Consider the following 24,345-nt stretch of genomic DNA (forward strand, 5'->3'; position numbering starts at 1 on the left):
TTTTAAAAACTTCCAGAATCCAAGACGCCAATGAATAGTTGCGCCAAGTATACCGCTTATTCGTACCGGAGTCCTGCCGGTGGATTCATCGCAGTCATTGCCCTGCGCTATGCAAACACTTTCTTCAGATTGCGCATGTACTGGTCTACCAACGAGTTGAACTCGTGCTTGATAATCGGGCTGATGGCCAGTTTTAGCAGGCTCGGCAGCGGTAGCGTCAATTTTGCATTGGTTTTAAACTTCAGAGTGGACATAGTATCGCCCTTGGCGGTAATAACCCAAGACCCGTTCACCACGCCATTGCCCTGGCCCGCAACAGGCTCCCAGCGAATGGTGCCGGCATCGCGGTCAGACACATAATGGCACGCGTACGCCGTTTGGATGGAGTACTTGTCGACACCTACCTTCTCCATTTCCCAGAGGTAGGTGTTATCGCCCAGGTCCGTCAACTTATGCACTTTTGGAAAGTGACTGACTGACCGGCGCACATCCGCCAGCAGGTCAAACACTTCATCGTAACTGCCGGCAATTTCCAGCTCGCGGCTGAGTTCTATTGATACGTTGATGGCCATTGCCAACTCCTTGTTGTCATTATTAGAGGCTCTTGTTCTCATTATTAGAGGTTCTTGTTCTCATTACTAGAGACTAAGATCGTCACAGAAATACGGCGGTACTTTGGCCTAACACTACGGCATTGTCATACACTCACGCTGTTAATTTGCTAACCCTGCGTTATCCTCTGAACTATCGCACACTGATCTGAACGAACAGGACTCGCCCAATGAAAGCACTACGTTACCTGCTCATTACTATTGTGGCACTGATTTTACTGGCCGTAGCGGCAATAGCCGTCGCCATGCTGGTGATTGATCCCAATACCTACAAACCGCAAATTGAGCAGGCCGTAGAAAAGCAAACCAATCTCGACCTGATTCTAGACGGCGACATCAGCTGGTCGTTCATTCCCATCGGCTTAGAGCTGAATAACGTTGAAGCCAAACTCGACGGCGAACGCTTCATCGCGCTCGATCGCCTGGTCGCAGAGATCGATTTCTGGTCATTGGTCGCCATGTCGCCCCAAGTGAACAACTTTGTACTGGGCGGCCTGGACGCGCATCTGAGCGTTAACAAAGAAGGCCAGGCTAACTGGACCCGCATAATGCCGGAGAAAGACGCGCAGCAAGCTGCCTCCAGCGAACCGGCTCCGGGCGCGACTGCCACAACAACAACAGCAACAGCAACAGAGAGTGAAGGCTCGCCAGAACCACTGAACTTCAACGTCAGCAACGTCGAAATCGCCAACGCCCGAGTGCACTACACCGACGCCACCACCGGCCAGGAAATCACCTTGGAAGACTTCACTCTGGGCGCCAGCGACATCACCCTGGGTTCCGAGTTTCCGCTGTCCATCAGCTTTCGGGTAGAAACCACCGAGCCGCAAATGAAGGTAGAAGGCAGTATTGCAGCCCGCCTATCGGCTAACCAGGCATTAGATGCATTTAGCGCATCGGGCCTGGACGCAAGCTTCGACATAAAAGGCGATGCATTCGCCGGTAAAACCATCACCGCTAAAATCAGCGGATCACTGGCCGCCAACCTGGCTAACGAAACCGCGAACCTGAAAGACATCAGCCTCAGCTTTGCCAACCTGAGCGCCAACACCAATCTGAATGTAGAAGGCTTTGGCGACAAGCCAAAATTGGCGGGTAACATCGCCATCAACGAATTTTCACTGAAAAAACTGCTGGAGAACCTGGGTCAACCCGCTATTCAAACCAGTGACGGCGACGTACTCACCGCTCTGGCCCTCAGTACTAACATTGGCGGAGCAGCGGGCAAGCCGGAGCTAACCGACTTAACCCTGAAACTGGACGACACCACTTTCAACGGTTCAGGCAGTTATAACCTGGCCAGCTCCGCGTTTGTTTTTCGCCTGACCGGTGACGAGCTAAACGCCGATCGCTACCTGCCGCCACCATCGGACACCCCGGCGACTGAAAGCGGCACTGGCTCTAATTCTGGCTCTAGTTCTGGTACTGCGGCAGCCCAAGCAGACCCGGACTCGCAATTGCTGCCCCTGGATACCCTGCGCGCGCTGTTATTAGACATTGATTTGGGACTGAACAAGCTAACCGTCAGCAATCTTCAAATTAATGAGATAAAAGCCAGCACCCTGGCCAAAAACGGCGTACTGGAAATCGATGACTTCAGCGGCAAACTCTACTACGGCAACTTTAACGCCAATGCCAGCATCGATGCCCGCTCCGACACTCCGAAATGGAGCATAAACACCGACGTGGCAGGCGTACAAACACTGCCGCTACTGAACGACCTGGCGGAAGTAGACATGCTCTCTGGCGGAGCAAACCTCAAAATAAACGCCAAATCCACCGGCAACACCATGGCCGCATTGCGCGGTAACGCCGATGGCAAAATTACCTTTAACCTGGCAGAAGGTGAGTTCCGCCAAATGAACCTGACCCGCCTGGCCTGCCAGGGCATTGCACTGGTCAATCAGGAAACCTTGGGTACGACCGACTGGGGCACTACCACACCGTTTAATGACATGCGCGGCACCCTGGACATTAACGGCAACACTCTGAACAACACCGAACTGCTAGCATCGCTAGCTGGCATGCAGCTGGAAGGCCAGGGCAGCGTTGATATGCAGCAAACCCTTGTGGACTACGAACTCGGCCTGCGTATTGTGGGTGAAATCCACCGCGACCCAGCCTGCCGGGTAACCGACATTGTGAGAAACGTGGTTATACCCCTGGAGTGCCGCGGCAACCTGAACGATGACCCAGCAGGGCTCTGCTCCTTCGACGGTTCGCGCTTCCGCGACAGCCTGCAAGACATCGCCAAAAACGCAGCCCGCGCCAAAGTAGAGAAAGAAATAGACCGCGCAAAAACCAAAGCAGAAGACAAAGTAAAAGAGAAGCTTCAGGAAAAGCTGGGTGAAGGCGCCGGCGACAAAGTAAAAGACGCGCTCAAAGGCTTCTTTAACTGATGACTGACCGCTTTGCCTCAGCCCTTTTGAAGTGGTTTGATGAACACGGCAGGCACAACCTGCCGTGGCACCACAACCGCACCGCATACCGGGTGTGGGTGTCGGAAATTATGCTGCAACAAACCCAGGTAGCCACGGTTATACCGTACTACCAGGCGTTTATGCAGCGCTTTCCAGACGTTCACTCACTGGCGATAGCGCCTACAGACGACGTGTTCAGCCACTGGTCCGGCCTGGGTTATTACGCCCGCGCTCGCAACCTGCAAAAAGCCGCACAAGTCGTGGTGCAGGAACACAACGGCGAATTCCCCCGCGACCAGCAACAACTGGAAGCCCTGAGCGGCATCGGCCGTTCAACCGCCGCCGCCATTCTGGCGCAATCCTACGATATAAAAGCCGCCATACTGGACGGCAACGTCAAGCGGGTACTTGCGCGCCACCACGCTGTAGTCGGCTGGCCGGGCCAAACCGCGGTACAGCAGAAACTTTGGCAATTCGCCGAACAGCACACGCCCGACGAACGTATTCGCGATTATACCCAAGCCATTATGGACCTAGGCGCCTTGGTATGTACCCGCAGCCGCCCGGGCTGCGAACGCTGCCCGGTGCAGCAAAACTGCCTGGCCTACGCCAACAGTGAAACCGCACTCTACCCCGGCTCGAAACCGAAAAAAGCCAAGCCCGAAAAAACCACCTGGATGCTGATACTGGAAGACAGCGACGGTCGCATACTGCTGCAACGCCGGCCGCCCGCTGGCATCTGGGGCGGCCTATGGAGCCTGCCAGAGCTGGACCCAGCATTGGGCGAAGACGAACTGCAGCAGGCCTGCGAACAACAGCTAGGCCTAAGCTGTGGTGATCCACAACGCATCAGCGGTTTTCGTCACACCTTCAGCCATTACCACCTGCACATACAGCCAGCGCGAATGAGCGCCGAACCCCAGAGCTGCGTTGCCGACGACAATCACCGCTGGCTGCACCGTGACCAAGCATTGAGCCTAGGCTTGCCGGCGCCCATACGCACACTGCTGACAGACCCCGAGCAGACCACGCTGCTGTAGCAACCCGGCAGCCTTATTGCTGATATGATGAGGGCAATCTGACTTTCCTCCAAACATCCCAAAATTTTCACAGGAGCCCCTATGAGCCGCAACGTTTTCTGCCGCAGAAATCAAAAAGAAATGGAAGGCCTGAACAACCCGCCCATGCCCGGCGCCCGCGGCCAGGACATCTACGACAACATCTCCAAAGCCGCCTGGGACGAATGGCAAAGCCAGCAAACCATGCTGATTAACGAAAAACACCTGAGCCTGATGGACCCGAACACCCGCAAATACCTGCAGGCGCAGATGGAACGCTTCTTTAATAACGAACCCTTCGACAAAGCCGAAGGCTACGTTCCACCTGAGAAGTAACCCCTAAACGTGGCCCAACGAGCAGCACTGAAAACTTTAACAAATTTTCAAAGGCCCTCTTGACTCAGTGCGGCCAAACCGGTTTAATAGCGCCCCGTTGCAGCGCAGTATTGCAACATGCCCGGATAGCTCAGTCGGTAGAGCAGAGGATTGAAAATCCTCGTGTCGGTGGTTCGATTCCGCCTCCGGGCACCACTCCCCCCGCTAAATCAATAACTTAGGAGGGGAATCGTGGTTGTCCCATCATTAGTCCCCACATACCCGAATTGCTTGGAAAACGACTAAAATTACTAAACTGTAATTTTTTCTTTCCAGACCTCTGTATTACAAAAAACTCCCATAACACCCTGTTTTTCGATTTCATTTAATCACAAAGCCCCCCTCTGGCCAATTGCTTGCTGCGCCAACGACTTCATGTACTCTGGATTTAGACCGGTCAAAACTAAACCTCTAACCCAGAAGGAAGTCCTACATGAATCAACATTGCAGTCACATCAGCAGTATTCTTCAAGAAGCCCTGGTTATCGCCTGGTTGCTCGACCACTTCAAAACGGCAACAGTCACGTTGGAGCTGGAGTGCCATGACGGCAAAACCGCCACCATCACTGAAACCATGGCAGAGCTGATTGCAGATACGCTGGAGACAGGCTCCCAACTGATACAAACGCCACCACAGCCGAAATCGCTGGCGGACAGTCTTGGTGACATCAAAAAACACGAATGGTTTTAAGGGGCCTATCCATGAAATTCATGAAACTGGCCCAGCAACTGGCCGCAGAACTCTCCAAGCAGTTTGGCAGCGACGAAACGATCTTCAATGCTCAGATGCGCCGCGGCGACGATTGGATCACGCTGGAACTTTATCGTAATGAGGAAGAGCCTGATCGGTTACATGCCATAGTCAACTTCGATACTTGCGGGAACATTCTGCTGCAAACCGAAAAGACGCTCCACTAGACTAGCTTCTGCAACTGTCCATCCCCGACGGTACTACTTATTCGGGGATGGATTTCACTCTTCTTATGACAACAGTTAGGCCTAAGTGTTGTCGAAGACAGACGTTGTAACCGGATACTATCGCCGAGACTCGCCGCACTCGTTAAGCGACGATCAGACGGCCCGCTCTTCACTAGGCGGGCATCAATTGCCGTTGCTCCCCTCTTCCTCTAAGCTCCACAATTATTATTTCGAAATCCGCATACCATAGCGACACTTTTTGTCGCAGTTGCGCGCTATCCTGAACAAAACCGTACGACCGAAACACCCACGAGAGAATCCATGAACAACACGGAACAGCAATTCCTCAAAGCCCTGGACGACAAGCTCTGGAAAGCCGCCGACAAGCTCCGCGCCAACCTAGACGCCGCCAACTACAAGCATGTAGTGCTGGGCCTGATCTTCCTGAAGTACGTGTCAGACGCCTTCGAGGAGCGCCAGGAAGCATTGCTGGAGTTGTTCAAATCCGACAGCGACGACAACATCTATTACCTGCCTAGGGAAGACTTTGATAGCGACGAGGACTACCAGCAAGCACTCCAAGATGAGCTAGAGGTGCTGGACTACTACCGTGAAGCCAACGTGTTCTGGGTGCCCAAGCCCGCCCGCTGGAACACTCTCAAAGAAAAAGCCGTGCTACCCATAGGCACCGTGCTCTGGCAAGACGATGCCGGTAATGACGTGAAGTTACGCTCCGTCTCCTGGCTGATCGACAACGCCCTGGAAGACATCGAAAAGAACAACTCCAAGCTTAAAGGCATTCTTAACCGCATCAGCCAATATCAGCTGGACAACGACAAGCTGCTGGGGCTGATCAACACCTTCTCCGACACATCCTTCACCAAGCCGGTATTGGGTGGCGAGAAGCTGAGCCTGCAAAGCAAAGACATTCTGGGCCATGTGTACGAATACTTCCTCGGCCAATTCGCCCTGGCTGAAGGCAAGCAGGGTGGCCAGTATTACACCCCGAAAAGCATCGTTACCTTGATTGTAGAACTGCTGCAGCCCTACTCCGGCCGCGTGTACGACCCCGCCATGGGCTCCGGCGGATTCTTTGTCTCCAGCGACAAGTTCATCGAACAACACGCCAGCGAGCAGCACTACGACGCCGCCGATCAGAAAAAGCACATTTCCGTGTACGGTCAGGAATCCAACCCCACCACCTGGAAACTGGCCGCCATGAACATGGCCATTCGGGGCATCGACTTCAACTTCGGCAAGAAGAACGCCGACACCTTTCTGGACGACCAGCACCCGGACCTACGCGCCGATTTTGTGATGGCCAATCCACCGTTCAACATCAAAGACTGGTGGAGCGAATCCCTGGCGGACGACGTGCGCTGGAAGTACGGCACCCCGCCGAAAGGCAACGCTAACTTTGGCTGGATGCAGCACATGCTCCACCACCTGGCACCCACCGGCAGCATGGCCCTGCTGCTGGCCAACGGTTCCATGAGTTCTAACACCAACAACGAAGGTGAGATCCGCAAGCGGCTGGTGGAAGAAGACCTGGTGGAATGCATGGTCGCCCTGCCCGGACAACTGTTTACCAACACCCAAATCCCCGCTTGCATCTGGTTCCTGACCAAAGACAAGGCCAACGGCGTAGTGCGCAACGAGAAAAAGCGCGACCGCCGGGAAGAGTTCCTGTTCATCGATGCCCGTAACCTAGGCTTTATGCGGGATCGGGTGCTGCGGGACTTCACCAATGAAGACATCGGCAAAATCACCGACACCTTCCATACTTGGCAGGGCGGCGAAAGCTACGAGAATATCGCCGGGTTCTGCAAATCCGCCAGCCTGGCCGAAATCAAGAAGCACGATTTTGTGCTGACGCCGGGGCGCTATGTGGGTGCACAGGAGCAGGAAGAGGATGACGAGCCATTTGCCGAGAAGATGGCGCGGCTGTCCGGGCAGCTGCGGGAGCAGTTTGCGGAGAGTGACCGACTGGAAGCTGAGATCAAGCGAAGTCTTGGGGGGCTGGGGTATGAGCTCTGAACTCTCCGTCTCACAGGATTGGAACGAGTCACAGATGCAAGAGTTCTGCGTCAAAGTAGCAGACGGAACACACGACTCCCCCAAAAAAACTGAGCAAGGCAAACTTCTAGTAACGTCTAAAAACATTATCGGTGGCACGCTCGATCTTACAAAGTCTTACCGAATTTCCGAAGAAGATTTCAATGATGTGAATCGAAGAAGCAAAGTCGATATAAACGATGTGTTGCTATCTATGATTGGCACCGTTGGTGAGGTTTGCTTGATTGAGAACGAGCCTGACTTTGCAATCAAGAACGTGGGGTTGCTCAAAAATCACGACCCACTGAAAGCCAAATGGCTCTATTTCTACCTGACTTCGCCACTAGCGCAAGCACAAATCAAAGAACGTCTCCGAGGGACAACTCAGCAGTATTTACCACTGGGAGAGATACGTAAGTTTCCGATTATCTATCCTGAGTCACGTACTGTAATGCAAGAAATTGTCGGGGTGCTAGCGGCATTGCAGGACAAAATCCAACTCAACCACCAAATCAACCAAACCCTCGAACAGATCGCCCAAGCCATCTTCAAAAGCTGGTTTGTCGATTTCGAGCCGGTCAAAGCCAAAATCGCCGCACTGGAAGCCGGCGGCAGCGAAGACGACGCCCTGCTCGCCGCCATGCAGGCCATTTCCGGAAAGACATCTGAAGACCTTACCCGCCTTCAGACCGAACAGCCCGAGCAATACACCGAGCTCCGCGCCACCGCCGAGCTGTTTCCGTCGGCTATGCAGGAGAGTGAGTTGGGGGAGCTTCCGGAGGGGTGGAGTGTTGATCAACTTTCCGAGCTAATTCAATTCAATCCTCGCAGATCGCTGAAAAAAGGAGCTCTTGCCCCTTATCTTGATATGAAGAACGTCCCCACCTCTGGCCACCTAGCTGAGAACGTTGTTCTGCGGGAAATGAACAGTGGAACCAAATTCATTAACGGCGATACTCTGCTGGCTAGAATTACGCCTTGTCTTGAAAACGGAAAAACAGCATTCGTTGATTTCTTGGAAAGCGGTCAGGTTGGCTGGGGCTCCACAGAATACATCGTGATGAAATCTAAAGAGCCCTATCCAGAATCAATTTCCTACGTCATCGCCCGAGATACGAGCTTTCGTCAACATGCCATTCAATCGATGACTGGCACAAGCGGACGGCAGCGCGCCAGCGCAAAAGCGCTGGCAGAGCTTCCGTGGATAATATATCCACAAGCGCTAGCAGAAGCATTCAACCGAATTGCATCCCCGTATTTAAGGCTTGCAAGAAGTCATGGTAATGAATCCAAGTCATTGTCGGCTATGCGCGACTCGCTTCTGCCCAAACTTCTGTCTGGGGCACTGAAAATAACAACGGTGGGTACATAAATGACCGATTGGTTGGCTGTCTTACTTCAAAAGGTCAGCAATGTGGATACTTGGAAAGACCTTGCAACAGTCCTCAGCGGATTTTCTACTCTCGTAATTGCGTTGTTAACCCTTTTTCTTTGGCGAGAGAACCGCTTGCTTCGCAAGGCGGGCTCAGAGCCAAGACTGATAGCCTATTTTGAGCCGCACCCTGATGGTACGGGCGGACTAAATATAGCAATCGCCAATGTGGGCAAAGGACCGGCTAAAGATGTCTACTTTCAATTTGAGGGCAATTCCGAAAACTTTGCGAGATACGATCTCGTGCTTGACTGCTCTCACCGCCGCGGTCCAATAGCAACCATTCCTCAGGATGGGAAAATATCCATTTTCTTTGCAGTGGGTTACCAACTTTTCTCACCCAAAAATGAGGAAAAAAGCAACACTAAAAAACCGATAGACCCTTTCCATATCCAGTTGGAGTGGGAGAGTATGAGCAGCAGTAAAAGGCATACCGATCAGTTTTTACTCGACGTAAAACCTTACGCCAATCTGCCGGGCTTCATCAACAAACCCCACCTCCTCAAACTCGTTGACTCAGTCAACGCCGTTGGAAAGCAAATTGGTGCTTTGAAACCGGAAGTTGGCCGGTTGGCAAACCTAATCGAAGCCAACACGCTTGATACCCGTACAACGCAAAAAGTTAAGGGAAACCCTGAGGATGTTTAAGATCGACCAAGCCTCCAACCGCATCACTCCACTAGAAGCCAAACGCTTCGGAGAGCTGGGGTTCACTGAGCGCAAACATCTGCAGGAGTGGCTAGAGAACTACCCGCAAGCGCTGGCCCAAAGCGACGGCGAGGAACTGCTGATTATCCAGAAGGAGTTCGACGGCTTTGACGACACTCGCGAGCGGCTGGATTTACTGGCCATTGATAAGGACGGCAACCTGGTCATTATCGAAAACAAGCTCGACGACAGCGGCCGTGATGTGGTTTGGCAAGCACTGAAGTACGCCAGCTACTGCGCCAACCTGAAGAAGCAGCAGGTGGTGGAGATCTTCCAGCGCTATCTCAACCAGAAAGCCCAGAATGAAGGCGGCGAGCCTGCCGATGCTGAAAAATTGTTGTTGGAGTTTCTGCAGGCCGATGACCTGCCATCCGTTCAGCTCAACACCCTGAAAAGCCAGCGCCTGATTCTGGTGGCCGCCCACTACCGTAAGGAAGTCACCAACACCGTACTCTGGCTCAGCCAGTTTGGCGTGAACTGTCAGTGCTTCAAAGTAACTCCCTGGCAGGCTGGAGACGAGTTGTTCCTGAATGTGGAGCAGATCATCCCCACGCCGGAAGCCTCTGACTTCATGATCGGCATGATGGCCAAGGAAGCCGAGGAAAAGAGCGCCAGCCACGAGCAAAAACACCGGCACACACTTCGCCTGGCTTTCTGGGAGCAAACACTGGAAGCATTTGGACGCAGTGACTGTTCGCTGTTCAACAACATTAGCCCCGCCAAAGATCACTGGCTAAATGCGGGATCGGGCATCAGCGGCATGGGCTACCAGCTGATATTCGGCAAGAACGAAGTGCGAGTTGGACTGAGCTTACAGAGCAGTCGCCCCGAGGCAAATCGTTTTGTCTTTGACCAACTGGAGAGCATGAAATTACAGATCGAAACCGCTTTTGGCAACGAACTGGTTTGGTTGCCGTTACCCGATAAAATCGCTTGCCGTATTCAGTACGAAAAATCCGTAGATGGTTATAACAAGGCAAACTGGCCAGAGATGATCCAGTGGCTGGTTGAACATATGACCCGGCTAGAGCAAGCCTTGAGTGGCCCCCTGGAAAAAGCTCGACAGGAGCTGAGGACTGCAAACCTGAATAAGGAACCGGCTCAGGATGCGGAATAACGTCAGGATCTCTGGTAGGTTTGGCCCTCGTGGTTAACATTCTTCGCCATAAGGAACCCGAGACAAGGAAATGTCATGACTGAGCAACAAGTACGAATCTTCACCTCAAGCGATGGTCAGGCTCAGCTTGAGGTCGCGATTGAGCAAGAGACCGTTTGGCTTAATCAGGCTCAGATGTGTGAGCTGTTTGGCCGCGACCAGTCGGTTATCTCCCGTCACATTCGCAATGTTTTCAAGGAAGGCGAAGTTCCAGAAGTGAGCAATATGCAAAAAATGCATATTGCCGAATCAGACAAGCCAGTCACTGCCTATTCGCTCGACGTTATCATTTCGGTCGGCTATCGCGTCAAATCCCAGCGTGGTGTCCAGTTTCGACAGTGGGCGACCAGTGTACTCAAAGACCACCTGGTCCAAGGCTACACCCTCAACCAGCGCCGCCTAACCGAACGCGGCATCGAATTCGAGCAGGCCGTTAACCTGCTCAGCCGCACGCTCACCAATCAAGGCCTGGTTTCTACAGAAGGCGAAGCCGTTGCCAGAGTAATCAGCGATTACGCCCGCTCTTGGAGCCTGCTGCAAGGCTATGACGAACAGCATTTGGCAGAGGTCGGCATAAAACAGCCGGGCATGCAATCGTTAGAGCTGGACGAGGCGCTGCGGGCTATTGGCGAGCTGAAGCAAACACTGATCGCCAAAGGCGAGGCAACGGAGCTATTCGGACAGTTACGGGGAGACGGACTAACCTCTGCACTTGCCACCATAGAACAAGGCTTCGGTGACGAGCTTTTCTATCCAAACATCGCCACCCGTTCAGCCCACCTGCTCTACTTTGTCATCAAGAATCACCCGCTGGCGGACGGCAACAAGCGCTGCGGCTCTTTTCTGTTTTTATGGTATCTGCGCCGTAACGCAGCTCTGCTAGCAAAGCCAGTAGAACACCTTATCAACGACAACACCCTGGTGGCATTAGCGCTTTTAGTGGCTGAAAGCTTGCCGGATCAGAAAACTCTGATGATCCGGTTGATCGAGCATTTCATCCTGCTAAAGGAGCCCGCCGAAGTTAAAGATGAAAGGAAATAGGATAAAAAATGACGGAAGATCAGCTGGAACAACAATGTCTGGAGTGGTTCGCCGAAGGTGGCTGGGAAATCGGCCACGGGCCAGACATAGCGCCGGACGGTCCGTCACCGGAGCGAGTCGACTATCGACAGGTATTGTTACTGGCTGATCTTGAAGCGGCCATCCGCCGCATTAATCCTCACCTGCCCCAAAGCGCCGTTGAGCAGGCTGTAGATGTGGTGCGCAAACCAGAGAGCCTGGATTTGGTGATCAGCAACCGGGCCTTTCATCGCCTGCTGCTGGAGGGCGTGCCGGTTGAATACAAGCTGCCGAGAGCCTCTGACAAAGAGCACGACAGGGTCATCCACGACCAGGTATTTCTGGTGGACTTCAATGATCTGACCACCAACCGCTTCCGCGCCATCAACCAGTTCACCATTGAGGGCTCCAAGCAACTGCGCCGGCCCGACATTGTGTGCTTCATTAACGGTCTGCCCTTTGCCGTACTGGAACTGAAAAGCCCCGGTGCCGAGAACGTGGATATCTGGGATGCCTTCAACCAGATCCAGACCTACAAAGACGAAGTGGCCGACCTGTTCGCCTATAACGAAGCGGCCATCATCAGTGACGGCTATCTGGCCCGGGTTGGCTCCCTTACCGCCAGCCAGGAACGCTACATGCCTTGGCGCACCCTCAAGCATGAGGACGACAAGCCCCTGCTGGAATGGCAGCTGGAAACCATGGTGCGGGGTTTCTTCGACCGGGAACTGTTCCTGGATTACCTTCGCTATTTCGTCATCTTCGAAACAGATTCCGAAAAGCTGATCAAGAAAATTGCCGGTTACCACCAGTTTCATGCCGTGCGCGAAGCGGTGCGGGCCACCGTGATTGCCGCCCGCGATATGAGTGGCCATGGCATTAGCGAGAAGCGCGCCACCTACGGCGACCAAGTGGTACCCGGCAGCAAAAAAGCCGGCGTGGTGTGGCACACTCAAGGTTCGGGCAAGAGCATTTCCATGTGCTGTTACGCCGGCAAACTGCTGCAACAGCCGGAGATGAACAACCCGACCCTGATTGTGGTGACCGACCGCAACGATCTGGATGGCCAGCTCTTCGCCACCTTCAGCGCCGCGAAAGAACTGCTGAAGCAGGAGCCCGTTCAAGCCGAAGACCGCGATGCCCTGCGCGAACTGCTGGCCGAGCGGGAATCCGGCGGAATCATCTTCACCACGGTACAGAAGTTCGCCCTGCTGGACGGTGAATCAGGCCACCCTGTTCTGAACGACCGCCATAATATTGTGGTGATCTCTGACGAAGCCCATCGCAGCCAGTACGGCCTGAAAGCCACCCTGAAGAAAGACGGCACCTACAAGTACGGCTACGCCCGCCACATGCGGGATGCCCTGCCCAACGCCTCTTTCATTGGCTTTACCGGTACACCCATCGCCAATGAAGACAAAGACACCCGCGCCGTGTTCGGCGATTACGTGTCGATTTACGATATTCAGGACGCCGTCGACGATGGCGCAACCGTCCCCATCTTCTACGAATCTCGCCTGGCCAAGCTTGACATCAATCGAGAGGCCATCGAAGCGCTTTCTGACCAGGTCGAGGAAGTGGTTGAAGACGAAGAAGACGTTGGCAACCGCGAGAAAACCAAAGGTGAATGGAGCCGGCTGGAAAAACTGGTAGGTTCAGGCCCCCGGCTGAAACAGGTGGCGGAAGATCTGGTCAAACACTTTGAGACCCGCAACAGCATCATTGAAGGCAAGGCCATGATTGTGGCCATGAGCCGGGATATTGCGGCTCAGCTGTATAACGAACTCGTGGCTCTGCGCCCGGAATGGCACGACGAAGATCCAGAGAAAGGCGCCATTAAAGTAGTGATGACTGGTTCCGCCTCTGACAAAGCCCTGCTGCAGCCCCACATTCACAACAAGAAAACCAAGAAGCGGCTGGAGAAACGCTTCAAGGACGCAAACGACCCGCTCAAGCTAGTGATCGTGCGGGACATGTGGTTGACCGGTTTCGACGCGCCCTGCTGCCATACGATGTATGTAGACAAGCCCATGAAGGGCCACAACCTGATGCAGGCCATCGCCCGGGTAAACCGCGTGTTCAAGGATAAGCCCGGCGGTCTGGTGGTGGACTACATCGGCATCGCTAACGAACTCAAGCAGGCCCTGAAAACCTATACCGACGCCAAAGGCAAAGGCGCGCCCACCCACAGCGCGGAAGAAGCCTACGCCATTCTGCTAGAGAAACTGGACATCATCCACGGCATGTTTGCGCCCGGCCCCAAAGGCAAAAGTTTCAGTTACGCCGGCTTTGAAGAAGAACCCCACAAACTGCTGGTCCCAACTGCGAACTATATCCTCGGCCTGGAAGACGGCAAGAAGCGTTTTCTGGATACCGTGCTGGCCATGAATAAGGCGTTTTCATTATGCGCCACACTGGACGAAGCCCAAGCCCAGCAAAAAGAAGTGGCCTTCCTGTCCCAGGTAAAGACAGCCATTACCAAGTTCACCAGCGTAGACAAGAAGCTGACCCAGGAAGACAAAAATTCCGCTCTCAAACAGATTCTGGACAATGCTCTGGTGTCCGAAGGCATCACCGACGTGTTCGCCCTATGCGGCCTGGACAAACCCAATATCGGCCTGCTGTCTGACGAGTTCCTGGAAGACGTTCGGCAAATGCCCTACAAAAACTTTGCCGTAGAGCTTCTGGAAAAGCTACTGAAAGACGACATCAAAGCCAAGACCCGCAATAACGTAGTGCAGGAGAAAAAGTACGCCGACCGCCTGCAGGCGACGCTGCTCCGCTACAACAATCGGGGCATCGAAACCGCTCAGGTCATTGAAGAACTCATCGCCATGGCCAAGCAGTTCCAGGCGGAAATGGAGCGTGACGCCGCCCTTGGCCTGACCCCCGACGAAGTAGCCTTCTACGATGCTCTGGCAAATAACGAAAGCGCCGTGCGCGAGCTGGGTGATGAAATTCTGAAAAAGATCGCGATCGAGATCACCGATAAATTGCGAAAATCGACCACCGTGGACTGGCAGGTGCGGGAAAGCGTAAGGGCCAAGTTGCGGATTCTAGTGCGTCGCACGTTACAACGTTATAAGTACCCACCAGATAAGGCTTCTGAAGCCATCGAGTTGATAATGCAGCAGGCGGAAGTTTTGTCGAATGGGTGGAGCCGGTGATGATCCCAGCTTCACATCTTCTTTTTAAAGTCTTAACTGGCTTCCAAACCCCTTTCCGACATATTGACCATCTCACCCAACAGATTTGGGGCGATGTATCGCTAATCTCGACGTCAGAAGCGTAGGTACTTCCATACCTTTTCGATAAGCTCTGTAGCCGAGTTACCGACCGCTCCCGCAACAGCACCACCGATCGCGCCTGCACCACACCCTACAGCCCCGGCACCACGCACCCCAGCCACGCATCCTCGAACCGCACCATCAAGCGCGCCCTTCCCATCGGCGACCGCCAGATCAGTTGCATGACTTAGCGCGGACTTGGTTGGAATAAGAGTATTTTGCATTCCTCCACTTGCCAGCTCTTGAAACAAGTCCTGACCTGGATAGTATAGCCCTTGGCTTATTCCGTCCTCGATAATTGCGCTTGCAGCACGAAACCCTTCATTAACCTCGTTGCTGTCACTAACCTCCTCTATTAGTGTTCGATATATTTCCAAAGTAGCCTCCGGCGAAGTCGCGCTCTCCAAGGCGTCACTGGCCTCACGAGTCACCTCGATCCACTCATCTTGTGGTGGTGTCTCTGCAATTACTGTTAGGCATTCCCTAGCAGTAATTGCCTTCGGGCGCGCCTCCTCTCCGAACACTCCGGACTCAATCAATTGCGCAAGAACTTCCGACGCATTGTTCGCTCCGCGTTGAAGCACGTCCAATCGGTACTCTTGAGCAGTCACAGTAGCCATTCTAATACGCTGTTGTCACTCACCAATGATCAAGGTGTGGTCGCTTGGTTCTAGCCCAACACAAGGGTTAGAGCTGGACTCTTGAGCAGATACTATCGAAAAACTACAGAAAAAAATAACGGTGACCACCGTCCCAGCCAAACGTTTCAACAAGCTGCGCTTATTCATAATTTGAACCTCAACGTCCCAACTCCGCCACTCGTTCCTCGAAAGCACTGTTCAGCTCGCAAGGGCAATCCTTCTAGAATAAGATTAGCAGACGGCAGTCATGTGCGTGCCGAAAAATAGTTTAAAATTTGAGCAATCGACGCTAGCCACTGCGGAGAACGATATTTTTGTTCAGGTAATTCAAGTGAGCAAACACATAACGGAACGTGGTTTCCGAGGCGAGTGCAATTTGACGCTTTGAAGTTGCTGTGTTCCCTGCTTGCGGCCTGTATCGACTCCAACACTTTTGTGAAGCCTTTGTTGCGATTAAAAACTATGATGGCGACTTTGGTATCTCGCCATTAACTGTAGCCAAGCCGTTGATCGATGGTCTTAAGTAGTTTTTTTGCCCGGATCAAAACTTGCAGTCTGCTTGGTAGACAACTGGGCTTGATCGCCCCAAACCGGCCAATACTAAACAAAAGCACATCACGTTCTGGAATCAGTCAGTTGCTCGCGTCTCCGTACTTGCTGACTCATTTGCCAAAAAAGTGAGGCCCATGATGAAATCTCCCTCAACTATCGACGAACTGCGCGCAGAACTGCTCGCTGCTGCGAACGAGTTGTTTGAAAATGATGAGCTGGAAGTAAACGCCTGGCTGAATCGCCCACTTCGCGCCATTGGCTACAAAACGCCCATCGAGTACATGGATTCCCCGGAAAAAATTGGCACATTACGTGACGTTATCGGGCGCCTAGAACATGGGGTTTGGACATAATTGCCGTTTTGATTTTTAGCTGCGGAGTGCACCCGCAGTGCACTCCGAGTGTACCTGCAGTGAACTCAGTCGTTAAACCCGCCAGGTTCTGGTTCAGCGCAGGTACACTGCAGGTACACTGGCGGTACACCGTCACGTCATTTTTCCTCCTGTGCAATTACTCAGCTCGCCTGTATGTTTCACCGATAGCGGTCTTATTGACAAAAAATCGGCAATTAGCCCGCTGGACAATGCTCTTACAGAGCCTGATAATTAAATTTCACTCCTGAGGTTACTCGGGGCAGGTAGCTGACCTGCTAAAACCAAACAGCATCTAATACGATCAACCTCTGACCGTAATCGCAGTCGGCAATATAACTTTGCCAATCTGCATTCCAAGCTTATCAGCATCCAAACGACGAACAACCTGTTCGCGTGTTCCTCCGCCAGCAATGGCACCCTCTCGACATTACCTGACAACAGGTGAACGTTAGAGAGATGATTTGTAAATGGTAGACAAACCCTGTCATACCAACGCCCAGAAGCCGACCTTCGGACTAGAACCTGTCGAAAACCCTGACTAAAACCCTGTTTTGAGCTGATCCGTTCTACCAGTGCGTCATCACCGGCACGCTCGAATCGACTCGTTCGCCTATATGCCGCTCTAATCACATAGCGGCCCTACGCCATTCGTCGTCGCCCTGACACCGCAACCTACCGCTCCCCCAAGCGCTCTGCCTAAGCAGTGGCGTGCAACCCCGGTTCGTAATGGACAAAAAAAGTGCTCGCAGCAGCACGACGGATGTTCCACCTGATCATAGGAGATTTCCCATGGTTTTGTATCTGACTACGGGTCGGGGGCGGAGCATCAGCGAGGAAGCCGGCTTCGCTTCCTGGCCCGCAGGGCTTGCCTCGCAATAGCTGCACAAGTTTTTCAACCTTTTACACGGAACGGTCATTCACTGATGAAACGAAAAAAGAAGATACCCAGAAACCAGAAGCACAATTTCGGATTCGGCAAAATGTTGTTGTTTGCGTTCAAAATGGCCCTCGACGCGCTGTTCGGTGTGCATGACCACTATGGCACTAGAAGATCGCACAAGATCCGAATTCGACTCTTCGCTGAATTCTGTAAGCGGAACAACATACGTGATGCCAGGGCTATCGACCGTGCGTTAATTGGCGCATACGGCGAGTACTTGCGAGTTCGACTCAACGCCCCTTTCGTGTGGCCTGACGGTCACACTGACCAACCGATTTCTGTGGCTTACGCACACAATCTGATATCGACGGTGAACACTACGATGTACGCCATGCGGAAAAACGAGGAGCTACACCTGTCTGCCCGAACGGCTTTAGGCGTAGCTCGTTCATACATCCGGAAAACTCAGATTGAGGCTGACATTGCAGACGCAAAGACAGCAGCAGATCGCATGATCGCAGCAGATATGCTTCGCGGTGCCGCTGTTGTTCTTTTGACACGGGCATGGGGCATGAGAGTTCAAGAAGCCATCCTACAAGACCTAGACCGCATGAAACGCGAAGTCGATAAAACCGGAAGCGCTGCCATTTTGGAGGGCTGTAAAGGCGGGAGGGTCTGTTTGACACGGACTATTAAAGCTGAAGAGTTTCAAATAGAAGCTTTGGAGTTCGCTCTGGCAGTACGTCCACACGGATCAACGTGTCTGCTGTCGAAAACGGACAGCGTGATCAGCTTTTACAGAACAACTCTGAACCGCTGCAGCCGAATTCTGCGGAAATGTGGCCCCCCGTCATTCCGGGAGCTGCGAGCGGGCTTCGCTCAAGATGTGTATGAAAGCATCGTTCGTGGCCCGTCGCCTCTCCGTGGTCCGATTCGGGATCGGGCTCTGGATCGCATAGCCCGGGAAGAAGTCGCCCGAATGCTGGGCCATGACCGCTACCAGGTCGCTTCGTCGTATATCGGGGGTTACTAATGGATATTAAAGAAATCACTCAGCGTATTCGGTGGAAAGAAAAAGCCTCTGAGGTGACTATGAACAGAATGATTGAGCGAATTTATAAACTGACTGACGCTATCGAGCGTCAGTTTCCAGAAGTGCGCCGGAGCAACCAAATCAAACTCAAACATATGCTCTTCCTGAAAAATGCTTGGTTTTGCAATGAGGGCCTGGCACCTGCAACGATAGAGGACTACACACGCGCAATGCGCCTGATCATCGCAGCTAAGGATAAAACTCCGACTGGCTCGGGCCACTCAAGCTCGTCCAGAATCGACAGCAGGGTGGTAGGCCCACGGTGTATCGTGTTACTCGCTCTAAGTCGCGAAACGTCAGGCGGTAAACTGCGACAATGATGCGCCAAACTGGTTAGGCGGAAATCTTCAAACGAATGTGAGTATAAGAAGCGAAATGTAAGTCCGACGGAGGCTCAGGTTGGAGTGGTCAAGCACTTTGTGACAACCCAGTTAAGCTGCTTTCCTCAGTTCAACAACGGCTGCTTCGTAACCCATGGGGCTGATATAACCCAGCGTAGAGTGCAGTCGTCGACTGTTATAAAACATCACAACGTAATCCAGAATATCCCGCTGTGACTCGGTGCGCGTCTGGTAGCTTCGCCACTGCACACGCTCCTTTTTCAAACTCGCAAAAAAGCTTTCGGCGACCGCGTGTCCCAGCAATCGCCTTTGCGGCTCATGCTACCAACGAAGCCGTTTGCGTACAGCAACCGCCGATAAGCGTTGCTGGCATATTGAGAGCCTCGATCCGAATGGACGACCAAACCCGCTTTCGGTTGCCGCTGCCAGATGGCCATGTTCAGAGCGTCTGTCACCAGCTTGGCGTTCATCCGTGACCCCATGCTCCAACCGACTATCCGCCGGCTGAATAAATCGATGAAGACCGCCAGATACAGCCAGCCCTCCCGGGTCCAGATGTAAGTGATGTCACCGACGTACACTTGATCAGGCTCAGCAGCGCTAAAGTCTCGTGCCAGTACGTTGTCGAACACCGGCTGTTTATGGTCGCTGTTGGTGGTTACCTTAAACTTCCTCCGGTACCGGGCTTTAACGCCCGAGAAAGAATCCACTACCGGCACTACCGTACTTTAAATGAAGCGCGTACTGATGTGTTCGATTACATAGAGCGGTTCCATAATCCCAGGATGCGACGTAGAGTTGCTACTTCAGGATCTGAAGTTATCAGCTATTTTAAAACCGTCCGTGGAAACGGGGTAGAACCCCCCCTATGTCCACGATAAGGATGGCGAGGCCCATGATGCAATTACTGAGCATCAAGATATGAACCGAGGATAGCTGGGGCCGACAAGCTTCGAACGTTGGATACCTGCAAGGAGATCATTTCTCGAGTTTCAACAACGCATCGATCACGGCGCTGTTGCTGGTCACAACCGGCACTCCGAACATTTTCTGCAAAGCTTCACGAGCCTCAACAGCCCGGAAGTTAGTACAGGAAACGAACAAAACGTCGAAATGCTCACCGGCGAGCTTATCTTTAGCGAATGCCACGATATCGGCTGGGGTGGGGTCTGCCAATGCTCTGTTATCGGTAATCCCCATTCCATGAGCACAGACTAGCTCACGATTACCCAGCGCGGCCTTTGCTACCGATTGTGTCAGATCTTGATTATAAGGAGTGATCACAGCTAGACGCTTACCTGGCTGTTCATCTAACGCCTCAGCGACTGCGGAGATAACGCCCATGCCGGCACAACTGGCATTCTCACCCAATTCCCGGCAGATGCGAGCGTCGTAGTCTAGCCCGAACAGTGATCCCGCCGAGGTGCAACCGAAGACCAGAACATCAGGCGCCAAGGTGGCCAGGTCACTGGCCGCTTGTGGTGCATAGCGCTCAATCATTTCGAGTTCTTTTTCGCGCGTTGTCTCGGTTAGATACATGCGATCCGTATGGACCGTATAATGATCCTTAGGCAGCGCGGAATGCAAATCGTTTTCCATCACTGTGTTGGATGACGGTACCAGTAGTGCTACGCGGATTCTGCGGTCGGATTTCATTAGATCGTTCATGGAGATTCCTACTCAATATTATTTTGTGCCCCAGCCACCACCACCGGCAGTAACCATTTCTAGACGATCACCTTTATTCAGGAGGTGCGGACCACTCTTTGCATCAAGCTCACGTGTGCCTTGCGCCGTATGCAGACTGAAGCGGGCTAACGCCCCGTTCTCGCCACCGCCGATACCGGCAGCTGGTGTCCGAGTGCGCTCGCCCAGCAAGGACGTCTGGATGCCGTCCGCAAGGACTTCGATAGTTTTCCGCACTCCATCACCGCCGGCGTATAACCCATCACCACCACTGCCGCGAACAATCTCGTAATTGATGAAGCGCACTGGCAGGCTTGCTTCCATACCCTCGATAGGAAGATTCATGGTATTTCCCATATGTACACGCATGCCGCTCGAACCACGGCTTGTTGCGGTTCCACCCATGCCGCCACCGATGGTTTCGTAATGCACAAAGGCTCGTTGATGCTCGGGATCGATTCCACCCATGGTGTAGACACAAGCGGAGCCATAACTTCCGGCGCAGACTTGTGTTGGGTAGGCCTTCCCCAGCGCCCCCAGAAGAATGTCGGCGATACGATTAGCGGTCTCGGTGTTGGCTGCCACGACCGGCGCAGGATAAGTCGCGTTGACGATAGTGCCTGCTGGCGCGATAACCTCTATACTTTCATAGACACCCGAATTTGGCGCAATGGTGCCGCCAAGAAAGCTTAACACTGTGTAATATACCGCCGAGGCGGTTACTGGTAATGGTGCGTTGATCGGCCCGGCAACGCACGGAGAAGAGCCGGTAAAGTCGAACGTCATGTTTGCGCCGGTCTTGCGAATACGGACTTTTACCAACGGTGCGGCATTGGCAGAGATACCATCACCATCCAAGGTCTCCTCATGGAACACTTCTGCATCCGGAAGCTCAGTCAACCTGGCCTCTACCAAGCGACGGCTATAGCGCTGGGTATCTCCCATGATTTTGACGATTGTTTCGGTGCCGTAGCGCTCACATAATTTTACCACCCGCTCCGTAGCCCGCGCATGGCCGGCCAAGGCTGCTTGGAAGTCGCCGTTGCGGTCTTCTGGCACCCGCACATTAGCGAGAATTAACCGCAGTATGTCCCCGCGAACTACACCTTCCTCGATAATTTTGATTGGTGGTACGCGTAAACCTTCCTTGATGATTTCGTCACAGACGCTAGAACTACCCGCGGCAATGCCTCCGACATCCGGCCAGTGGATTCGACTAAGTACGAAGCCGACATGCAGACCTTTTAAAAAAATCGGCGTCAGCAGCGACATATCCGGAAGATGTGTACCGCCCTCGTAGGGATCATTGAGCAGAACACCGTCTCCCTCGCGCCAGGTCTCGACTGGGTAACGTGCCAGAGCTGCCAGACCGGTGAAGCGGGCTGCGCCCAGATGCACGGGGATATCCTCACCCTGAGCTATAACATTGCAACGTTCATCTAAGAGTGCACAAGACAAATCCGCTGACAGGCTGAGCAGAGGAGAAAACGATGTACGCATAATGATGCTCTTCATTTCAGCGCAGATCGCATACAACGCACTTTTCACGACTTCAAATGTTACCGGATCACGCTCAAGCACTGAGGCATTAACGTCAGTATGGGAAGACTCCATGAGTCAAGCTCCTTCTATTCGAAAAGAAACACTGCCATCCGCACCGATAGAAGCATCTTGCCCTCCTGGGACCCAGACGGTTGAACCGGAGTGGTCAATGAGAAGTGGGCCCTGTAGATCACTACCGATACAATCGGCGCTACGGTAGACCGGTATATCGCGCTCAGTACCATCGGCTTCGATATAGTGGCGGTATTCATAGGCTCTCGGCTCGCGTGCCGGAATATCAACCTTCGTCGCGAAGACTCCATCAGCTGACGCCTTCATAGGCAGCTCGGCCATCAAGTGCAGAGATACTAGCTCGACAGTCGCATTTTCCAAGTCGAAGCCGAACTCAGCTGTATAAGCCTCGCGAAAGCTGGTATCGATCTCCACGATTTCTGGCAGCGGCTGCCCGCTCTTGCCCAACGGAATTCGCAATTCGGACAACTGGCCTGCGAACCGTAGGTCGGCGAAGCGCTGTAAAGTCGAGTAACCTTTACCGGCGGTTTCTCGCTCCAATAATTGCTTCGCCTTATTTTCCAAACCAGCAAACGAGGATGCAATGAGCTGTGGATCCAACTCGGGCAAGTTCCCCAGTAGCGTAGTCGAAAGATTATGGCGGATCTCTCCTAGCATAGCGCCCAGTGCCGAGAAGATGCCTGGATATGGAGGTATCAAGACTTCCTTGACCCCCGCTTCATGGCCAACAGCAGCCGCATGCAAGGGGCCCGCACCACCCGACGCTAGAATGGAGAACTCTCTTGGATCCAAGCCACGACGTACAGTGGCTAGACGCACCATTTCTGTCATATTGGCGACGGCAATAGCAATAATGGCATGGGCGGCGCGAGCGACTGTCCAGCCCATCGGCTTGGCAATATGGGTGTCGATTGCCTCGACGGCCAACTCGCGTGAGAAGGCAACTCCGGTTCCCTCGAAGGTCTCAGCACTTAGCGTACCAATCACCGCGTGGGCATCGGTTACCGTCGGTAGCTCTCCACCACCGTTGTAACAGGCGGGCCCCGGGTCGGCACCAGCGCTGACCGGGCCAACCTTTGGCACACCGCCGCTATCGATCCAGGCGATACTGCCTCCGCCGGCACCAACTTCAATGATATCAAGCACGGCGCTGCGGATCGGATAACCTCCGACGTTTCGCCCCTCTATGAGGTGATCGGCATGGAACTCATCTGTTATCGTGGGCCGGTAATCGTAAACCACGCCCACCTTGGCGGTGGTGCCACCCATATCGAAAGCAATAACGTTTCGCCGATGGGTAGCCTGAGCATAGGCCGTCGTGGCAATTATGCCTGCCGCCGGACCCGACTCTATCAGGTGTACTGGGTATCGCTGGGCATTATCCGGCGAAGTCAGCCCCCCGTTAGACTTCATAATCATAAAATCGGCAATGCCCATTTCCGCGGCAGTCGATACCAGTCGCTGGATGTAGCGCTCAACCGAAGGGCCTATATACGCATTTATTACAGTAGTACTGGTGCGTTCGTACTCGCGGAATTCTGGGCAAACATCATGAGACATCGTGATGAAGGCGTCCGGATAGACCTCCCTCACTGCTTCACCAATGGCCTTTTCATGCTCGGTATTAGCATATGAGTGTAAGCAGGATATAGCGAAGGCATCGGCATCAGTGTCACGCAGGGCAGCTATCAGTTCGCTCACATTGGAGAGCGGAGAAACCACTTTACCCTTTGCATCCATTCGCTCTTCGGCACCAAAGCGCCGATGACGAGGTGCTAGCGGTTCGGAAACCTTAGCCGACAGGTCGTACAAGTTGGGGCGGTTTTGCCGCCGCAACTCGATTACGTCGGTAAAGCCCTGCGTGGCGATCAACCCAACCTTTGCGCCCTTGCGCTCGATCAGCGTATTGGTGCCGACGGTTGTGCCATGGCAGACCGTAGCGCCTCTAAGGTCATGCGACTTAGCAATACGCTGCAGTGCTGAAATCACTGCATCCGCAGGGTCGACTGGCGTTGAAGGGAGCTTAAAGGCAGCCAGGATTTGGCCCGAACCTGGATCGAACGCTATGGCATCAGTAAAAGTACCGCCAACATCAATACCAATCACAATCGCCTGCTTTGTCAT

General features: G+C 53.4%; 19 protein-coding genes, 1 tRNA gene and 1 pseudogene. 15 read left to right on the plus strand and 6 right to left on the minus strand.

Annotated elements, in window-relative coordinates; translation table 11 throughout:
• Nucleotides 1-107: 107 nt before the first annotated feature.
• The gene (locus MIH19_RS18230) at nt 108-572 is read right to left on the minus strand and encodes an SRPBCC family protein (protein ID WP_249006208.1); all 465 of its coding nucleotides are present in this window, start codon (nt 570-572) and stop codon (nt 108-110) included.
• Between the two features lie 209 nt (nt 573-781).
• On the opposite strand from MIH19_RS18230, the gene MIH19_RS18235 reads away from it, so the two are divergent.
• From MIH19_RS18235 to MIH19_RS18290, 12 genes are all read left to right on the plus strand, one after another.
• On the plus strand, nt 782-3,010 hold the full coding sequence (locus MIH19_RS18235; protein ID WP_249006209.1) for an AsmA family protein: 2,229 nt from the start codon (nt 782-784) through the stop codon (nt 3,008-3,010).
• Nucleotides 3,010-4,071: an A/G-specific adenine glycosylase gene (gene mutY, locus MIH19_RS18240; RefSeq protein ID WP_249006210.1), complete on the plus strand. Its 1,062-nt coding sequence runs from the start codon at nt 3,010-3,012 to the stop codon at nt 4,069-4,071. The genes MIH19_RS18235 and mutY overlap by 1 nt, the downstream gene beginning before the upstream one ends.
• Before the next feature lie 81 nt (nt 4,072-4,152).
• Nucleotides 4,153-4,425 (plus strand): oxidative damage protection protein, encoded by a 273-nt coding sequence (locus MIH19_RS18245; RefSeq protein ID WP_249006211.1) that lies wholly within the window; start codon nt 4,153-4,155, stop codon nt 4,423-4,425.
• Nucleotides 4,426-4,544: 119 nt separating this feature from the next.
• A tRNA-Phe gene (locus MIH19_RS18250) sits at nt 4,545-4,620 on the plus strand.
• A gap of 277 nt (nt 4,621-4,897) precedes the next feature.
• The gene (locus MIH19_RS18255) at nt 4,898-5,155 is read left to right on the plus strand and encodes a hypothetical protein (RefSeq protein WP_249006212.1); all 258 of its coding nucleotides are present in this window, start codon (nt 4,898-4,900) and stop codon (nt 5,153-5,155) included.
• Between the two features lie 11 nt (nt 5,156-5,166).
• Nucleotides 5,167-5,382 (plus strand): hypothetical protein, encoded by a 216-nt coding sequence (locus tag MIH19_RS18260; RefSeq protein WP_249006213.1) that lies wholly within the window; start codon nt 5,167-5,169, stop codon nt 5,380-5,382.
• A 321-nt stretch (nt 5,383-5,703) separates the two neighbouring features.
• Complete coding sequence (locus tag MIH19_RS18265; protein WP_249006214.1) at nt 5,704-7,419, plus strand: class I SAM-dependent DNA methyltransferase; 1,716 nt, start codon at nt 5,704-5,706, stop codon at nt 7,417-7,419.
• A complete protein-coding gene (locus tag MIH19_RS18270) occupies nt 7,409-8,809 on the plus strand; it encodes a restriction endonuclease subunit S (protein ID WP_249006215.1) in 1,401 nt (466 codons plus the stop codon). Before MIH19_RS18265 ends, MIH19_RS18270 begins: the two co-directional genes overlap by 11 nt.
• Nucleotides 8,810-9,517, plus strand: coding sequence for a hypothetical protein (locus MIH19_RS18275; protein WP_249006216.1), 708 nt, complete (start codon nt 8,810-8,812; stop codon nt 9,515-9,517).
• Nucleotides 9,510-10,694, plus strand: coding sequence for a DUF4268 domain-containing protein (locus MIH19_RS18280; protein ID WP_249006217.1), 1,185 nt, complete (start codon nt 9,510-9,512; stop codon nt 10,692-10,694). The genes MIH19_RS18275 and MIH19_RS18280 overlap by 8 nt, the downstream gene beginning before the upstream one ends.
• 75 nt (nt 10,695-10,769) lie before the next feature.
• The gene (locus tag MIH19_RS18285) at nt 10,770-11,774 is read left to right on the plus strand and encodes a virulence protein RhuM/Fic/DOC family protein (protein WP_249006218.1); all 1,005 of its coding nucleotides are present in this window, start codon (nt 10,770-10,772) and stop codon (nt 11,772-11,774) included.
• Between the two features lie 8 nt (nt 11,775-11,782).
• The gene (locus MIH19_RS18290) at nt 11,783-14,959 is read left to right on the plus strand and encodes a type I restriction endonuclease subunit R (protein WP_249006219.1); all 3,177 of its coding nucleotides are present in this window, start codon (nt 11,783-11,785) and stop codon (nt 14,957-14,959) included.
• A gap of 113 nt (nt 14,960-15,072) precedes the next feature.
• On the opposite strand, the gene MIH19_RS18295 is transcribed toward MIH19_RS18290, so the two are convergent.
• Nucleotides 15,073-15,669, minus strand: a complete 597-nt coding sequence (locus MIH19_RS18295; RefSeq protein WP_249006220.1) for a hypothetical protein — start codon at nt 15,667-15,669, stop codon at nt 15,073-15,075.
• 737 nt (nt 15,670-16,406) lie between these two features.
• Between MIH19_RS18295 and MIH19_RS18300 the strand changes: the two genes are divergently transcribed.
• From MIH19_RS18300 to MIH19_RS18310, 3 genes are all read left to right on the plus strand, one after another.
• On the plus strand, nt 16,407-16,625 hold the full coding sequence (locus MIH19_RS18300) for an MbcA/ParS/Xre antitoxin family protein (RefSeq protein WP_249006221.1): 219 nt from the start codon (nt 16,407-16,409) through the stop codon (nt 16,623-16,625).
• Nucleotides 16,626-17,569: 944 nt separating this feature from the next.
• Entirely contained in the window at nt 17,570-18,559 is a 990-nt protein-coding gene (locus tag MIH19_RS18305; RefSeq protein WP_249006222.1) for an integrase domain-containing protein, read from the plus strand.
• Nucleotides 18,559-18,939 (plus strand): hypothetical protein, encoded by a 381-nt coding sequence (locus MIH19_RS18310; protein WP_249006223.1) that lies wholly within the window; start codon nt 18,559-18,561, stop codon nt 18,937-18,939. The genes MIH19_RS18305 and MIH19_RS18310 overlap by 1 nt, the downstream gene beginning before the upstream one ends.
• A 111-nt stretch (nt 18,940-19,050) precedes the next feature.
• Here MIH19_RS18310 and MIH19_RS18315 read toward each other — a convergent pair.
• From MIH19_RS18315 to MIH19_RS18330, 4 genes and pseudogenes are all read right to left on the minus strand, one after another.
• Nucleotides 19,051-19,658, minus strand: a pseudogene (locus MIH19_RS18315) (IS3 family transposase); the annotation flags it as partial.
• A 280-nt stretch (nt 19,659-19,938) separates the two neighbouring features.
• Nucleotides 19,939-20,628, minus strand: coding sequence for an aspartate/glutamate racemase family protein (locus MIH19_RS18320; RefSeq protein WP_249006224.1), 690 nt, complete (start codon nt 20,626-20,628; stop codon nt 19,939-19,941).
• 18 nt (nt 20,629-20,646) lie between these two features.
• Entirely contained in the window at nt 20,647-22,260 is a 1,614-nt protein-coding gene (locus tag MIH19_RS18325; protein WP_249006225.1) for a hydantoinase B/oxoprolinase family protein, read from the minus strand.
• Nucleotides 22,261-22,263: 3 nt separating this feature from the next.
• Nucleotides 22,264-24,345, minus strand: coding sequence for a hydantoinase/oxoprolinase family protein (locus tag MIH19_RS18330; RefSeq protein WP_249006226.1), 2,082 nt, complete (start codon nt 24,343-24,345; stop codon nt 22,264-22,266).

Origin of the sequence: Marinobacter sp. M1C (assembly GCF_023314135.1) — a bacterium.
In the GTDB taxonomy this organism is placed as follows: Bacteria; Pseudomonadota; Gammaproteobacteria; order Pseudomonadales; family Oleiphilaceae; genus Marinobacter.

Bases quoted from the DNA above. Each gene is read 5' to 3' on its own strand.
- MIH19_RS18325 (WP_249006225.1), bottom strand. From the start codon at position 22,260: ATGGAGTCTTCCCATACTGACGTTAATGCCTCAGTGCTTGAGCGTGAT.
- MIH19_RS18275 (WP_249006216.1), top strand. From the start codon at position 8,810: ATGACCGATTGGTTGGCTGTCTTACTTCAAAAGGTCAGCAATGTGGAT.
- MIH19_RS18265 (WP_249006214.1), top strand. From the start codon at position 5,704: ATGAACAACACGGAACAGCAATTCCTCAAAGCCCTGGACGACAAGCTC.
- MIH19_RS18260 (WP_249006213.1), top strand. From the start codon at position 5,167: ATGAAATTCATGAAACTGGCCCAGCAACTGGCCGCAGAACTCTCCAAG.
- MIH19_RS18255 (WP_249006212.1), top strand. From the start codon at position 4,898: ATGAATCAACATTGCAGTCACATCAGCAGTATTCTTCAAGAAGCCCTG.
- MIH19_RS18300 (WP_249006221.1), top strand. From the start codon at position 16,407: ATGATGAAATCTCCCTCAACTATCGACGAACTGCGCGCAGAACTGCTC.
- MIH19_RS18285 (WP_249006218.1), top strand. From the start codon at position 10,770: ATGACTGAGCAACAAGTACGAATCTTCACCTCAAGCGATGGTCAGGCT.
- MIH19_RS18310 (WP_249006223.1), top strand. From the start codon at position 18,559: ATGGATATTAAAGAAATCACTCAGCGTATTCGGTGGAAAGAAAAAGCC.
- MIH19_RS18270 (WP_249006215.1), top strand. From the start codon at position 7,409: ATGAGCTCTGAACTCTCCGTCTCACAGGATTGGAACGAGTCACAGATG.
- MIH19_RS18230 (WP_249006208.1), bottom strand. From the start codon at position 572: ATGGCCATCAACGTATCAATAGAACTCAGCCGCGAGCTGGAAATTGCC.
- MIH19_RS18235 (WP_249006209.1), top strand. From the start codon at position 782: ATGAAAGCACTACGTTACCTGCTCATTACTATTGTGGCACTGATTTTA.
- mutY (WP_249006210.1), top strand. From the start codon at position 3,010: ATGACTGACCGCTTTGCCTCAGCCCTTTTGAAGTGGTTTGATGAACAC.
- MIH19_RS18330 (WP_249006226.1), bottom strand. From the start codon at position 24,345: ATGACAAAGCAGGCGATTGTGATTGGTATTGATGTTGGCGGTACTTTT.
- MIH19_RS18290 (WP_249006219.1), top strand. From the start codon at position 11,783: ATGACGGAAGATCAGCTGGAACAACAATGTCTGGAGTGGTTCGCCGAA.
- MIH19_RS18245 (WP_249006211.1), top strand. From the start codon at position 4,153: ATGAGCCGCAACGTTTTCTGCCGCAGAAATCAAAAAGAAATGGAAGGC.
- MIH19_RS18320 (WP_249006224.1), bottom strand. From the start codon at position 20,628: ATGAACGATCTAATGAAATCCGACCGCAGAATCCGCGTAGCACTACTG.
- MIH19_RS18280 (WP_249006217.1), top strand. From the start codon at position 9,510: ATGTTTAAGATCGACCAAGCCTCCAACCGCATCACTCCACTAGAAGCC.
- MIH19_RS18305 (WP_249006222.1), top strand. From the start codon at position 17,570: ATGAAACGAAAAAAGAAGATACCCAGAAACCAGAAGCACAATTTCGGA.